Source organism: Vibrio satsumensis (assembly GCF_050337435.1).
Lineage (GTDB): Bacteria > Pseudomonadota > Gammaproteobacteria > Enterobacterales > Vibrionaceae > Vibrio > Vibrio satsumensis.
On record NZ_JAKJSX010000016.1, the window covers coordinates 61,208 to 76,201 of the forward strand.

The 14,994-nt window shown below is 45.2% G+C and carries 12 protein-coding genes; 2 read left to right on the forward strand and 10 right to left on the reverse strand.

The genetic code is table 11. The features are described 5' to 3' along the window. Window positions 1-107 precede the first annotated feature (107 nt). From L4C44_RS19670 to prmB, 9 genes are all read right to left on the reverse strand, one after another. Entirely contained in the window at window positions 108-1,220 is a 1,113-nt protein-coding gene (locus tag L4C44_RS19670; RefSeq protein ID WP_060983551.1) for an ABC transporter ATP-binding protein, read from the reverse strand. A 6-nt stretch (window positions 1,221-1,226) separates the two neighbouring features. Beyond that, complete coding sequence (locus tag L4C44_RS19675; RefSeq protein WP_239717622.1) at window positions 1,227-2,084, reverse strand: carbohydrate ABC transporter permease; 858 nt, start codon at window positions 2,082-2,084, stop codon at window positions 1,227-1,229. Beyond that, on the reverse strand, window positions 2,081-3,019 hold the full coding sequence (locus L4C44_RS19680; RefSeq protein ID WP_146491701.1) for a carbohydrate ABC transporter permease: 939 nt from the start codon (window positions 3,017-3,019) through the stop codon (window positions 2,081-2,083). The genes L4C44_RS19675 and L4C44_RS19680 overlap by 4 nt, the downstream gene beginning before the upstream one ends. A gap of 144 nt (window positions 3,020-3,163) precedes the next feature. Then, complete coding sequence (locus L4C44_RS19685) at window positions 3,164-4,411, reverse strand: ABC transporter substrate-binding protein (RefSeq protein WP_327784095.1); 1,248 nt, start codon at window positions 4,409-4,411, stop codon at window positions 3,164-3,166. A gap of 111 nt (window positions 4,412-4,522) precedes the next feature. Further along, window positions 4,523-5,968, reverse strand: coding sequence for an ATP-binding protein (locus tag L4C44_RS19690; RefSeq protein WP_428805608.1), 1,446 nt, complete (start codon window positions 5,966-5,968; stop codon window positions 4,523-4,525). Window positions 5,969-6,040: 72 nt separating this feature from the next. Then, a complete protein-coding gene (locus L4C44_RS19695) occupies window positions 6,041-6,769 on the reverse strand; it encodes a response regulator (protein ID WP_428805609.1) in 729 nt (242 codons plus the stop codon). Window positions 6,770-6,920: 151 nt separating this feature from the next. Further along, window positions 6,921-8,378: a protein adenylyltransferase SelO gene (locus L4C44_RS19700; RefSeq protein ID WP_428805610.1), complete on the reverse strand. Its 1,458-nt coding sequence runs from the start codon at window positions 8,376-8,378 to the stop codon at window positions 6,921-6,923. Between the two features lie 478 nt (window positions 8,379-8,856). Beyond that, window positions 8,857-9,498: a LysE family translocator gene (locus tag L4C44_RS19705; protein ID WP_428805611.1), complete on the reverse strand. Its 642-nt coding sequence runs from the start codon at window positions 9,496-9,498 to the stop codon at window positions 8,857-8,859. A gap of 226 nt (window positions 9,499-9,724) precedes the next feature. After that, entirely contained in the window at window positions 9,725-10,657 is a 933-nt protein-coding gene (gene prmB, locus L4C44_RS19710) for a 50S ribosomal protein L3 N(5)-glutamine methyltransferase (RefSeq protein ID WP_017060640.1), read from the reverse strand. 62 nt (window positions 10,658-10,719) lie between these two features. Here prmB and smrB point away from each other — a divergent pair, with 62 nt between their 5' ends. After that, a complete protein-coding gene (gene smrB / locus L4C44_RS19715) occupies window positions 10,720-11,250 on the forward strand; it encodes an endonuclease SmrB (protein WP_017633130.1) in 531 nt (176 codons plus the stop codon). Window positions 11,251-11,357: 107 nt separating this feature from the next. On the opposite strand, the gene sixA is transcribed toward smrB, so the two are convergent. Then, complete coding sequence (gene sixA / locus L4C44_RS19720; RefSeq protein WP_428805612.1) at window positions 11,358-11,822, reverse strand: phosphohistidine phosphatase SixA; 465 nt, start codon at window positions 11,820-11,822, stop codon at window positions 11,358-11,360. Window positions 11,823-12,127: 305 nt separating this feature from the next. Here sixA and L4C44_RS19725 point away from each other — a divergent pair, with 305 nt between their 5' ends. Further along, window positions 12,128-14,905, forward strand: a complete 2,778-nt coding sequence (locus L4C44_RS19725) for an insulinase family protein (protein WP_428805613.1) — start codon at window positions 12,128-12,130, stop codon at window positions 14,903-14,905. Window positions 14,906-14,994 lie beyond the last annotated feature (89 nt).

Genomic DNA, 14,994 nt, shown 5'->3' on the forward strand with positions numbered 1-14,994 from the left:
TAAAACAGGCTAAAACAACAAAAAAGACAGCATCACGTTACTTATTATAAGTTAGTGATACTGCCTTTGTTTAAGCTTAGCCTCTCATTGGGCTACTGTCTCAAAAACTAGAAATCAATTCTCGCTTCGGTCTGTGCATCAAAGAATACCGCCTTTGATAAGTCAAAATGCAGTGGTGCCATTTGACCAACCGATACCTCAAATTCCGGTGACAAACGACACGCGACTTCTTGGTCATTCACTTTGACCATTGCAATAGTATCTGGCCCTGTCGGTTCCAATACCTCCAGTTGTAAGTCTAGCTTCGTGGTTGCCGACACATCATCACCTTCTTGCTCAGTAATGTGTTCTGGACGCAACCCAATCACCAACTCTTTGCCATCTTGGTCGCGCATACTCTGTGGCAAACGAATGTGGTGTTCTTGATCTGCCGTGCCAACCACCTTGATAATCGGATTCTGTTCCTCATCCAAATCCACCATGGTTTTAATGAAGTTCATTGACGGTGACCCCATAAAGCCAGCCACAAACATGTTATTTGGCTTGGTGTAGATCTCTTGCGGCGTACCGAGTTGCTGCAGTTCACCATCTTTCATTACCGCAATACGGTCCGCCAAGGTCATCGCCTCGATTTGGTCATGGGTCACGTAAACAATGGTGGTGTTCAGCTTTTGGTGCAGACGTTTAATCTGGTGACGCATCTCAACACGCAGCTTGGCATCCAAGTTAGAAAGCGGCTCATCAAACAGATACAGCTTCGGACGACGAGCCAGAGCGCGGCCCATCGCGACACGTTGACGCTGGCCACCAGAAAGCTGCGATGGTTTACGATCAAGTAACTGTTCGATTTGCAGCATTTCAGCAACTCGATTGACTTCAGCATCGATCTCTTCCTGAGGCATCTTACGAATCTTCAAACCGAAAGCGATATTGCCGCGTACCGTCATGTTTGGATAAAGTGCGTATGATTGGAATACCATCGCGATGTCGCGGTCTTTAGGTTCAACCTGCGCCACGTCAACACCATCAATCACAATCTCACCTGAGCTAATATTCTCTAGCCCAGCGATGGTGTTCATTAGGGTGGATTTTCCACACCCCGAAGGGCCGACAAGTATCAAAAATTCCCCCGAATCGATACTGATGTCGATGCCCTTTAACGTTTCGTTGTCCGCGTTGCGATAGGTTTTACGGATCTGTTTTAAATCTAATGTTGCCATGGGTAATTATCCTTTTACTGATCCTGCCGTTAGGCCACGAACAAAATATTTTCCTGCGAAGACGTACACCAACAGTGTTGGTAGTGCGGCGATAATCGCGGCAGCCATGTCGACGTTATATTCTTTAACGCCAGTGCTGGTGTTGACTAGGTTGTTTAATGCCACGGTGATCGGCTGAGTTTCTGAACCTGAGTAAACCACCCCGAACAAGAAATCATTCCAGATTGCGGTGAACTGCCAGATCACCGTCACCATGATGATTGGCGTTGAGATCGGTAATAAGATCTTGAAGAAGATGGTAAAGAAACCTGCACCATCAAGTTTTGCCGCTTTGATCAATTCATCAGGAATCGAGATATAGAAGTTACGGAAAAACAGAGTGGTAAACGCCATGCCATAGATAACGTGCACAATCACCAAGCCAATCGTGGTGTTCGCTAACCCCATCTTGCCAAGCATGGTTGCCATTGGCAGCAGCACTACTTGGAATGGAATGAAGCAGCCAAAGAGCAACAAGCTAAAGAACAGGTTTGAGCCTCTAAATTGCCATTTCGTTACCACATAGCCATTGAATGCACCCAACAATGTTGAAATCGCTACCGCAGGAATCACCATTTGGAACGAGTTCCAGAAGTAGCCTTTAATGCCTTCGCACTTCACACCAGTACAAGCGGTGTCCCACGCTTTATACCAAGCATCAAACACCCACTCTTTTGGCAAGCTCATCAAGTTACCCGCCTTGATATCAGGCAGAGTTTTGAATGAAGTGAGCGCCATTACGAACAATGGCATTAGATACACTAAACAGAAGAAAAGCAGTGCTGAATAGATAAACATTCGAGCAAAATTGATGTTATTCATCATGACTTTTTCTCCCTAAGTTCAGAGTAAAGGTAAGGCACTAGAATCGCTAAAATACCGGCAAGCATCATCATGGCACTGGCAGCACCAAGACCAATTTGCCCACGTGTAAATGAGTGTGCGTACATGAATAGCGCAGGAAGATCCGATGAATAACCCGGGCCACCCGCTGTCATTGCGGTCACAAGGTCAAAGCTCTTAATCGCAATGTGTGACGTGATGATCACCGCGCTGAAAACCACAGGGCGCAAGCAAGGTAGAATGATTTTGAGATAGATGGTAGGTAAGCTTGCACCGTCAATTTGAGCTGCTTTGATGATTGATGAATCGATACCACGCAGACCCGCTAAGAACATCGCCATCACGAAGCCTGAAGACTGCCACAGTGCCGCGATAACTAAGGTATACACCGACATTTCCGAGTCGACTAACCAATCAAATTTGAAGTCAGTAAATCCCCAATCTTGCATCAACTTTTCAATGCCAAGACCCGGATTAAGAATCCATTTCCACGCCGTACCTGTCACGATGAATGACAACGCCATTGGGTACAGGTAGATAGTACGAATTGCCCCTTCTTGGCGGATATTCTGGTCAAGCAATATCGCTAAACCAACACCAAGCAAGATGGCAATAGCCATGAATAGAAAGCCAAACACACCGAGGTTGGTGATTGAGGTGATCCAGCGATCGTTATCCATCAGCTTTTCATATTGGGTTAACCCAACGAAGTTAAAGCTCGGCAGAAATCGAGAGTTAGTGAACGACAACGCTGCCGTCCAAAAAATGTAGCCGTAGATACACACCACGGTCACTAACGCGGTCGGCGCCAGTACAATTTTAGGTAACCAATGTTGCAACCTGTCAGCAAAACTCGGTTTCGGTGCAGGCTGGCTCCTTGTCGGTTTTGGAGTCGACTCAGTCAAAACATGCTCCATAACTTATCCTTGTTGCACAATCGAGCCAATGGCTTACCTCTCGGCACCACATCAGCATCACGCATATCAGAATTGGGAGTGAAGAGCAGATAGGCTCCCTACGAGCCTACCCACCCTGGGGGTTTGGTGTTAAACCAATTGAGATTAGATAGCCGCTTTCACTGCTTTTGCTAACTTAGCTGCCGCTTGTTTCGGATCGGCATCTTTCTCGTTGAAGAAGTTGGTCACTACGTCATAGATCGCGCCTTGAGCGTAGCTTGTTGTCGCTAGGCCGTGAGCCATACTCGGAACAAGATCGCCAGATTCAGCACTCGCTTTGAAGGTTGACATTGAGTCCAACGCACATTGGTCAAACTTAGACATGTCCATATCTAGACGTACAGGGATAGAACCTTTGTTAAGGTTGAAGACTTCTTGGAAATCTTTAGTAAGAATGGTTTTCGCTAGATCTTGCTGCGCTTTTTGGTTCTCTTTATCGCTTAACTCAAAGAACGCAAAGCTATCGATGTTGAAGGTAAATTGGCCGTCAGTACCCGGAGCTGGGGCACAGATGTAATCTTTACCCGGCACTTTACCTGCCGCAGTAAATTCACCTTTCGCCCAGTCACCCATGATTTGCATCGCGGCTTCGCCATTGATAACCATTGAAGTTGCGACGTTCCAATCACGACCTGGCGAGTTGCTGTCGATGTAGTCACGCATCTTTTTGAACTTGGTGAACACTTCCACCATCTTGTCGCCCGATAATACGTCCATATCAAGATCAACGAACGCTTTGTTGTAATCTTCACTGCCTAGTACATCGAGAGCCACCGCTTCGAATACGGTTGCGTCTTGCCAAGGTTGACCACCGTGAGCCAGTGGAATGAAGCCAGCCGCTTTAATCTTGTCTGCAGCAACGAAGAACTCATCTAACGTAGTTGGAACCGTCACGCCTGATTTTTCTAAAACAACAGGGTTCGCCCATAGCCAGTTAACACGGTGAACGTTGACAGGAACCGCCACATATTCGCCGTCCCACTTCATGACTTTGGTCACCACCTCTGGCAGTAACTCATCCCATTGTTCTTGTTTAGCAGTCGCATCGAGAGACGTTAGAAAACCTAAACCACCCCACTCTTGAATATCATGACCTTTAATCTGTGCCGCAGATGGAGGATTGCCCGATACTGCTCGCGTTTTCAAAACAGTCATCGCACTTTCACCGCCGCCACCAGCAACAGCAAAATCTTTCCAAGTATGGCCTTGCTCTTCAATCATCTCTTTCAGTACCGCTGCGGATTTCGCTTCGCCACCGGCAGTCCACCAGTGAAGCACTTCCACTTCACCAGCTTGAGAAAATGTTGAGGCAGCAAGAAGAGATAGAGTAAGTAGGGTTTTATTGATTTTCATTATTATCTTCCATGTTTTAGCGGACTCGACGTCCGGTTCAATAAAGAGTCTACTTATTCTGATTGATAAGATTGAAACAAAAGGTAAGCCCCATGTAACACAATTGTTACATTACACTTCTAGGCCTGTGGGGATATAGACTTTGGCTTCTAAGCCGCCTTGAGAGGAGTTGCGAATAATGAGATCTCCGCCGTGTCCGTGCAGGATATTTCGGCAGATCCCGAGGCCAAGTCCGTGTCCTTGGTCATCGGTTGCAAGCCTAAAGTAAGGTTCAAAGACCATCTCTAGTTTGTCTTCTGGAATGCCATTACCACGGTCTTGAATAGTCACGACCACCCAAAGTTCATCACCACTAACTTCCACTACGGCAGATGAACCATATTTCACTGCGTTGTCCATTAAGTTGGTCAGTACACGCTTAATCGCCAGTGGTTTCGCAACCAATGGCTCAATGACGACCGGCTCGAACTCTACCTTTGTCTGATATTGATTATGAGATTCAATCACAGAGAGCACCATTTCATTGAGGTCAATAATGGCATTATTCTCGTGTAGGTCGGTGTCTCTTACGGCTTGTAACGCACCTTTGACCATCATTTCTAGCTCGTCCAAGTCTTTATTGAACTTATCTTTCTTTACTTCACTCTCCAACAATTCAGCCCGCAATCTAAGACGTGTTATTGGTGTCTTTAAGTCATGAGAAATAGCTGAGAAGAGGTGTTCTCTATCGGCCACATAGCGACGGATGCGCTGCTGCATCCGATTAAAAGCCCGAGTCGCTGTGACCAGTTCAGTTGCCCCTTCTTCGTTAAGCGGAGGCTGCTGAATATCCATGCTCATCTCATTAGCAGCTCTTGCTAACTTTTTAAGTGGGCGTACTTGGCGGCGAATCATTAAGTAGGTCAACACCAATAGAATGAGTGTTGAAGAGAGCAAGAAGATCACCTGTTCACGGCCAAGAATAGTGTCATCCAGTTTTACGTAAGGTGCAGGCAACAGTGCGGCAATGTACACCCATTCATGACTGGCTAATTCAATCTGCACAACCAGAATAGGCGGATTAAGAGGTTCTAAGGTTAATGTGTGATGGGCCCACGATCGAGGGAGATCACTTAAGTAGATGTCGTTTTTAAGTAATCGAAGGTGCTCTGGACGAGAAAAATCGACGCGTACCGATTCCACTTTATTGAGCTTGCTACTCAACACACTTTCTATGGCTTCTATCGAGGCCGTTTTCAAGCGGGTATCGGGGATCGGTTCAACAATCAAAGCCTCTTTATTAAAAGAGACGAAGAAACGCGTCCCGCCCATATTTCGAATTTGGTCTAATACGATATGACGATATTTAACGGGCAGAGACTGGAAGAAAGTCACCGTTGAAGCAAACATGTTCGCCATACTCGATGAAGCAGAACGAATCCCTTCCAGTTCTTTATGTTTAGATTCGCTGTACCAAATAGAGGTTGCGATACCTTGAGCAATGACCACCGCCAACAAGGTTAATAACAAGGTTCGAGCAACCAAGGAATTTGGCTTTAACCGACTCAACCAGTTCATACGAGATACTTCATACAGAATGTTTCATTGGAAATACTCAATTGGCATTGCTTCATTAACAATAGGTCATGCTTAGTGTTCATACTGAACAGGCACAGCAAGAATGTAGCCGTTGCCACGCATGGTTTTGATATAGTGAGGATATTTACCACTGTCGCCTAATCGGCTTCTCAGACGACTAAGCTGCACATCAATGCCACGTTCAAAAGGCAGCGCTTCTCGGCCTCTGGTAGCGAAAGAGATGGTGTCACGGTCGAGAACTTCGTTAGGGCGAGTTAAGAACAACATCAACAGAGAAAAGTCACTGCCCGAAAGGTCCATCTCTTCAGAGTGTTCATTGTGGGAAATTCGATGCGCTAGCGTATCAAGCGTCCAATCACCAAAAATAATCTGCTTTGGCAGTGCATCATTGGGTTTGTCATCAACGACTTGAACACGGCGTAGCAGAGCTTTGATACGCGCCATTAACTGACGAGGGCTAAACGGCTTCGCAATGTAATCATCAGCACCAATTTCTAAGCCAATAATCTGGTCTGTTTCATCCGATACCGCAGTCAGCATAATGATAGGCACATTGGATTGCTTGCGTACTCGCTGACACAAGGTAAAACCGTCGTCACCGGGCAGCATCACATCAAGAAGAATTAGATCAGGATAACCTTGATTTTGCAGGTGGGTATCGAGTTCGATACCGTCTCCAACGGAGGAGACATCGAAACCCGATTTAGTGAGGTACTCTTCCAGCAGCTCGCGGATTTCTTGATCATCATCCACCACGAGAATTCGAGTATTTGTTGGCATCGCCCAAACCTATTAAATTTACAACTTATTCACATAGTGTATAGACTGGTTGAGCATTTGATTATTGATATGTTTGTAAAATTAGAAGAACAAACAGACAGAGATCACAACTAAGTGACCTCCATCCACTCGTTTGATTGGGCGAATCGATTTACGACGAGCAGCTGATTTCCATCGCTTTACCCCACTCAGGAGGCAACGCAGCAAGGTGTTCGTAGTCAGGGTGTTCTGCGTATGGGTCAGCCAGTACCACCATCAAAGCGTCAATATCGCTGCTATCACCGCGCTCAGCTTTATCTATCGCAAGCTGGGCTAGGTAGTTTCTGAGGATGTATTTCGGGTTTACTTGTCTCATCTTTTCACAACGCTCGGCCACTGAACTCTCTTCCAATTCGCAGCGTTGCAAGTAGTTATCCAGCCATAGCTTTGCGGCCTCACGGTCGATAACCAAATCAATCACATCTTGCGGCGGCAATGTATCTAGGTTCGACAGCGTTCTAAAGAACCTTGGGTAGTCGACTTTGTTTTGCGACATCAGCTCGAACAACGATTCAAACAAGCGACTGTCACCTTCGTGTTTCGAAAGCAATCCTAACTTACGACGCATCAACTGGCTGAAGTAACCATTCATTTGCGGCTCGTACTGTTCTAACGCAGCCTCTAAATCGGCTTTATCCACCAGCGGCGAAAGAGAATGAGCCAGTGCCGATAAATTCCATAATCCAATTCTAGGCTGTTGATTAAAGGCATAACGACCTTGGTAGTCGGAGTGATTACAGATCAATCTTGGATCATATTCATCTAAGAAGGCGAACGGGCCATAATCGAAGGTTTGGCCGATGATCGACATGTTATCGGTGTTCATTACTCCGTGAGCAAAGCCATTCGCTTGCCACAATGCGACCATCTCTGCAGTGCGATCAACAATCTCATTAAACATTGAAGCGTAGGGTTTTTCTTCATCGAGACATTCAGGGAAATGCCACTCAATAACTTTATCAGCCAGTAACTTATGCTCAGCCAATTGATTGGTATAAAACAGATGTTCAAAGTGACCGAAACGAATATGTGACTCAGCAGCACGCACCAGTAATGCGCCCCACTCTTGTTTCTCTCGGTAAACAGGCGTGTCACTTGTCATCATGGCTAATGCACGTGTGGTTGGGATATTAAGCCCTGCCATTGCTTCGCTACACAGATACTCACGCACAGTTGAACGAATAACCGCACGGCCATCGCCCATACGCGAATAGGGTGTTTTGCCCGCACCTTTAAGGTGTAAGTCGAACGTTTCACCGCTTTTAGCGACAACTTGCGCCAAAAGCAACCCTCTTCCATCTCCTAAATCGGGATTATAAGAGCCAAACTGATGGCCTGCGTATTTCATTGCTACAGGCGAAAACTGCTCAGGTTCAACATTGCCCGATAACGTCTCAAGCAGCTCTTCGGAGGCATCATCAAATGACGGAAAGCCGAGTTCATCCGCAAGGTTATGGTTCCATGCGAGCCATTGAACATTGTTTAGCGGTGTAGGTTGAATTGGGGTATAGAACAGCCGAGGTAATGCAGTAAATCGATTGTTAAATGAAATAGAATCCCAGACAGACATGAGAGGCACACTGTAGATAAAAGATGATTAAAGATTATCACAGTTTGATAACAACTTCAGATGAGGTTACGTGATGAACTTATGAGAGAAAATTGCTTAGCTGTTTACGAAGAGAAAAAGCTAAGTGGCTAGCCTGATGAGAAAAGCCACATTTATAAGATAAAGAGTTCTGACTTTGAAGACTTTTTAACAAGTGATTTCATAATAAAAACTGAAAATATAGAGCCATTAAGCTGACTACATTAGAGCAAGAATACCCACTAGAGAAAGGGTAGAGAAAATCCAAGTACGACTGATTACGCCAAAATTACTGTGTTGAATCATTTCTTGATGCTGCATATGTCTCTCCTTGAGAACGTGATGGTGTAACTACAATATATCGGCTTTTCGCCAAAACCAGCAAGCACATTAATATTAACCTTTTATGACAGCATCAAGAATATTCTGTAATCATTCACCCCTCTGATAAAACAGAAAATTATGCTCGACTGGTCGTCGAAAGCAGCGCGCCTGCACCGATAAAGACACCGCCAGTGACACGATTAAAAATCTTGGCTCTGCCTTTCGCAAACAGCCAGTTTGACGACTTCGCACCTAAATACGCGTACACCAATAGCCAAGACAACTCCATCACAGCAAAGGTTAAAGCAAACGCAGCAAACTGGGGAAGCAGAGCAATCGATGGATCAATAAATTGAGGGAAAAGTGCGGTAAAAAATAGAATCGCTTTCGGGTTACTCGCGCCAACAATAAAACCACTTAAGTAGTGTTGCACCGCGCTTTCTTTAACAAGCTGAGAATCGGTTTGTTGACTGGATAGCTTGTCGTAATCTTGCTGGTTAGAACGTAAAGACTTCCAACCAAGGTAGATAAGATACGCAGCGCCTGTCCATTTAATGACATTAAACACCACTTCCGATGAAGCTATGATCACCCCTAAGCCGGTGAACGATAACGTTAAAATTCCGGTGATTGCCGTTAAGCTACCCAACGCGGTAAATATTGATAATTTAAAACCCGATTGCACACCTTTGGTCATGCACAATAAAGAACTTGGGCCTGGCGATGCCGTTAAAATCAGTACTGCCAACAAATAATAAATCCATGTATCAAAGCTCATCGCGAATTCTCCTTAACTCACTAAATCGGCTAAACATTAGTCACCAATATGTAATAGCTATGCATATTAGGCAACTAAATATTGGACATTATTTATTCTTCGTTGATTACTTAATCCCAAAATGACGGCAATAAAAAACGCCATGCATTGCTGCATGGCGTTTAAATTAAAACGTTTCAAATAGAACGTCTTACCAAGTACTAAGCTAAAAACTAGCCATCATTACTTAGTCTTTGTAGATAGAGAACTCATCAGCGCAAGCTACGAGCTGCTCGCGAGTGATCATGAATACACCATGGCCACCGTTAGAGAATTCAATCCAAGTGAATGGAATCTCTGGGTACTGATCCATCATATGAACCATTGAGTTACCTACTTCACAGATAAGAATACCGTCATCAGTTAGATAGTCTGGTGCGTTAGCTAGGATACGGCGAACCAATTTCAGGCCGTCAGTACCTGCTGCTAGGCCAAGTTCTGGCTCATGAGTAAACTCATCTGGCAGGCTGTTCATATCTTCTTCGTCCACGTAAGGTGGGTTCGATACGATCAGGTTGTATTTCTCTTTCGGCAGATCACGGAAAAGATCTGAACGGATTGGGAACACTTGCTGCTCCATGCCGTGATCTTGAACGTTCTGCTCAGCAACTTGCAGCGCATCAGTAGAGATATCAATTGCGTCTACTTCAGCGTCTGGGAATGCGTGAGCGCAAGCAATAGCAATACAACCACTACCCGTACACATATCCATGATGCGAGTTGGCTCTTCAGTTAACCAAGGTTGGAATTGAGCTTCGATCAGCTCACCAATTGGAGAACGAGGCACAAGAACACGCTCATCAACGAAGAACTCAAGACCACAGAACCAAGCTTTGTTCGTCAGGTAAGCCGTTGGTGTACGATCATTAATACGCTTGATTACGCGCTCAACAATACGCAGACGTTCGCTGCTCGTTAGACGAGAGTTCATTACATGCGAAGGAACATCAATCGGCAGATAAAGAGTAGGTAAGATAAGTTGTACTGCCTCATCCCACGCGTTATCAGTGCCGTGACCATAAAATAGGCCAGCTGCGTTAAAGCGGCTAACAGTCCAACGAATCACATCTTGAAGCGTGTGTAGTTCTGATACCGCTTCTTCTACAAAAATCTTATCCAAAATTGTCTCCGAAAAGCGCTACAATACTGCTAATTACGTTTCTAATTAGAATTCATAACCTGATGAGCAAAAAAGACACCGACTTCGATGACGATTTCGCCCTGTTCAACGATGCAGTAAAGGGCGTTAAAAAGTTGCAACAGGATACCATAGTCCAGCAGCCAAAAAGAAATGCCAAGCAAAAAGAAATTACTCGAACGGCAAGACAAGCCAGTGATAGCGAGTTTTATTTCTCGGATGAGTTCATTCCGCACCTTAGCGAAGACGGCCCAACACGTTATGCGCGTGATGATGTATCTAAATATGAGGTAAAGCGCCTGCGTCGTGGTGTCTACGTACCAGACGTGTATCTCGATATGCATGGTATGACTCAACAAGAAGCCAAACGTGAACTTGGCGCTATGATTGCGCACTGCGTAAAAGAGAGCGTGGCGTGTGCCTGCGTTCAACACGGTATCGGTAAACACATCCTTAAACAGAAAGTGCCGTTGTGGTTAGCACAACACCCAGACGTGATGGCTTTTCACCAAGCGCCATTAGAATTTGGCGGTAACGGTGCGTTGTTGGTACTGCTTTCGATTCCTGAGAAGTAATGCTGGTTTGCGAATCGCTCCATCACCAAAAACAAAAAGGGCACCTCAAATCATTGAGGTGCCCTTTTCACTTTAGTCTTCCAATTAAAAGGTTGTCTTCACCTTCACTATGGATTGATGTTCCAAAGTAACTCACCTTTCTGTGTTTCAAGGTTAAAGTCGATGCAGGCTAGGCCTGACGTTGGGAACATCGGCGGAGCCATGCCCGTTGCAAACTCTGCTGTTAGGTAGCCCACTAGAGGTAAATGAGAAACAAATAAAATGGTCTCTAGTTTTTCTACTTCAGCCATTGCCAAGGTCAAATCAAACACATCGTCGGACATTCCATAAGGCGTAATATCATCACAGGTTTCTACTTTCATACCAGAAAACGCCTGAGATATCTCTAACCACGTTTCTTGTGCCCTTAAATATGGACTCACCAGCACTTTATCGAATTGACTAATCCCCTGCTCATTTGCAGCTTGTGCCACTGCAAGAGAAGCCATTTTCCCGCGCTTGGTCAACGCTCGTTCTGCATCCGAATCCGCAAAATGTTCTGCTTCACCGTGGCGCATAATGAATATTTTCATGTTCAATCCTGTCTTCGTAACATGTCGAAAGTCGATATATCCCATATATCAGCGAAACGCTACTTAGGTTTGGCTCTCAATCCAGAGAAACCGCAGTCAATATAAATAATTATATCAAGTCACTTGCCAAAGAGTTCGACTTTCTTAACAATCTTGTTAAAAGAAAATAAATTACTGATAAAAATCGATAAAAGTGATTTAGAAATCGCCAAAAAGCACTTCATATCCCAAAATATGATTACAAGGTTTGCACGCCGAATCATCGGGTACATAATTTAAAAACCACCTTCTCTGGAGATGCTCCTGTGCACTTAAGCCCAAATGATGAACATCAATACCGTTACATAACCTTAAATAACGGGTTACGCGTACTGTTAGTTCAGGACCAAAATGCTCAAAAAGCAGCAGCCGCATTAGCCGTTAATGTGGGGCACTTTGATGACCCTACAGACCGAGAGGGTTTAGCCCATTACTTAGAGCATATGCTATTTTTGGGAACTGAAAAGTATCCAAAGGTCGGAGAGTTCCAAAGTTTTATCAGCCAACATGGTGGTAGTAACAATGCTTGGACGGGAACAGAGCACACCTGCTTCTTTTTTGATGTTGAATTGAATGCGTTTGAAACCGCACTCGATCGCTTCAGCCAATTTTTCACGGCTCCCCTGTTCAACGAAGAAGCATTAGATAAAGAACGCCAAGCCGTTGATTCCGAATATAAGATGAAACTCAACGACGATTCGCGACGCTTGTACCAAGTTACCAAAGAACTGGTGAACCACAATCACCCATTCTCGAAGTTTTCTGTCGGTAATATCGATACGTTGGGCGACAGAAACGGCGAGACGATTCGACAAGAGATCTTATCGTTCCACCAGCAACAATATTCTGCAGACCTGATGACGCTGACTCTGTCTGGCAATCAATCCTTAGATGAGATGCAAGGCTGGGTTGAGGATCGCTTTAGCTCGATTACCAATCACAACCTGCAAGGCAAGAAGGTTGAAGTACCGATTATCGGCGAGTTAAGCACGGGCGTTCAAGTCCGTGTTGAGCCGATTAAAGAAGTGCGAAAACTTATCTTAACCTTCCCGATGCCAAGCATGGACGAACACTACGGTGTTAAACCACTGTCATTCTTCGCACACCTATTGGGTTACGAAGGAGAAGGTAGCTTGATGATGCAACTCAAAGAGAAAGGTTGGATAACATCCCTCTCTGCGGGTGGTGGGGCGAGCGGCAGTAACTACCGTGATTTCACGGTCAGCTGCTCATTGACCATCGAAGGTTTAACCAAAACCGATAACATCATCCAAGCGATATTTCAGTACATCAAATTAGTAGAACAACAAGGCATAGAAGAGTGGCGTTACCTAGAAAAACGTGCCGTTTTAGAGTCAGCTTTCCGCTTTCAAGAGCCAGCAAAGCCGCTTGATGTCGTCAGCCACCTTGTTATCAACATGCAACACTACCAAGAACAAGATGTAGTGTATGGCGATTACAAAATGTCGCATTTCGATGACGAATTACAACGTTCTTTGCTTCCTTATTTAAACGTCGACAATATGCGTGCAACCATTGTTGCTCAAGGTTTCGAGTATGACAGAGAAGCAAAATGGTATTTTACGCCCTACTCAGTCACGCCTTTTAGCGCAGAACAAGTTCAATGCTTTACGTGCATTAACCCCGGTTGGCAGTTTGAGCTCCCAAGTAAGAACCCATTTATTTGCTACGATCTAGACCCAACTGAGCTCGAAGGTGATGCTAAATACCCACAACTTTTAGAAGAGCTCGACGGCTTTAAGCTATGGCACTTGCAAGACCATCAATTTCGAGTACCTAAAGGTGTGGTATATGTCGCTATCGACAGCCCGCACTCAGTCGCCAGCCCGAGAAATATCGTAAAAACACGCTTGTGTGTAGAGATGTTCCTAGACTCTCTGGAAAAAGATACCTATCAGGCTGAAATCGCCGGTATGGGTTACAACATGTATACCCATCAAGGCGGGGTAACTCTCACTCTGTCTGGATTTAGCGAGAAACAGCCACAACTACTCAATATGATTCTTGAACGCTTCCAAGCACGCGACTTTAGTCCAGCACGCTTCGAAACGATTAAGCATCAATTACTCAGAAACTGGAATAACGCGTCGCAAGATCGCCCTATTTCACAGCTGTTTAATGCGATGACTGGGATACTTCAGCCAAATAATCCGCCCTATTCGGTGTTAATTGAAGCTCTGGAAACGATAGAAGTCGATGAGCTCTCTTCTTTCGTTCAAGCAATCTTAGCGGAACTGCATGTTGAGATGTTTGTGTATGGCGACTGGAAGAAAGCCGATGCACACAAAATGGCAGAAACGCTAAAAGATGCACTGCGCGTTCAAGATCAGGCTTACGAAGAGTCGCTGCGTCCGCTAATCATGCTGGGTGAAAACGGCAGCTTCCAACGTGAGGTGGTGTGCAACCAAGATGATTCGGCAATCGTTGTTTATTACCAGTGCCCGGATATCTCGCCTAAAAACATTGCGCTGTATTCACTGGCAAACCACTTAATGTCAGCCACTTTCTTCCATGAGATACGAACCAAGCAGCAGCTAGGTTACATGGTCGGCACAGGCAACATGCCGCTCAACCGACACCCAGGTATTGTGTTGTATGTACAATCACCTAATGCTGCTCCAGCAGACTTATTAACCTCGATAGACGAGTTTCTAAACGCCTTTTATATGGTGTTGTTAGAGCTTAACGACTACCAATGGCACAGCAGTAAACGCGGCCTCTGGAATCAGATTTCGACACCAGATACGACTTTGCGAGGACGTGCTCAACGCTTATGGGTTGCGATAGGCAATAAGGACCTGGAATTCAATCAGAGAGAGCGTGTGTTGGAAGATCTTAAAGGTCTAACCCGCTCTGACATGATGCGCTTTGTGGTGAGTCAATTAAAACCACGCACCGCAAATCGTCTGATTATGCATGCGCACGGTAATGCCCATGATGAGGAAGAAAAGTTGTCGGCAGGTGTGGAAATTGGCTCTATTGATGAGTTTCAGTTGCGCCCGAAAGACTGTGAACTAGGCTAGCCAGAGTATTATAGAAATCATAAGGTTGATGTAAAAGCATCAACCTTTTTTATTAGGTGAGCACGCTACTCTCTCCCATCATTCCCGAG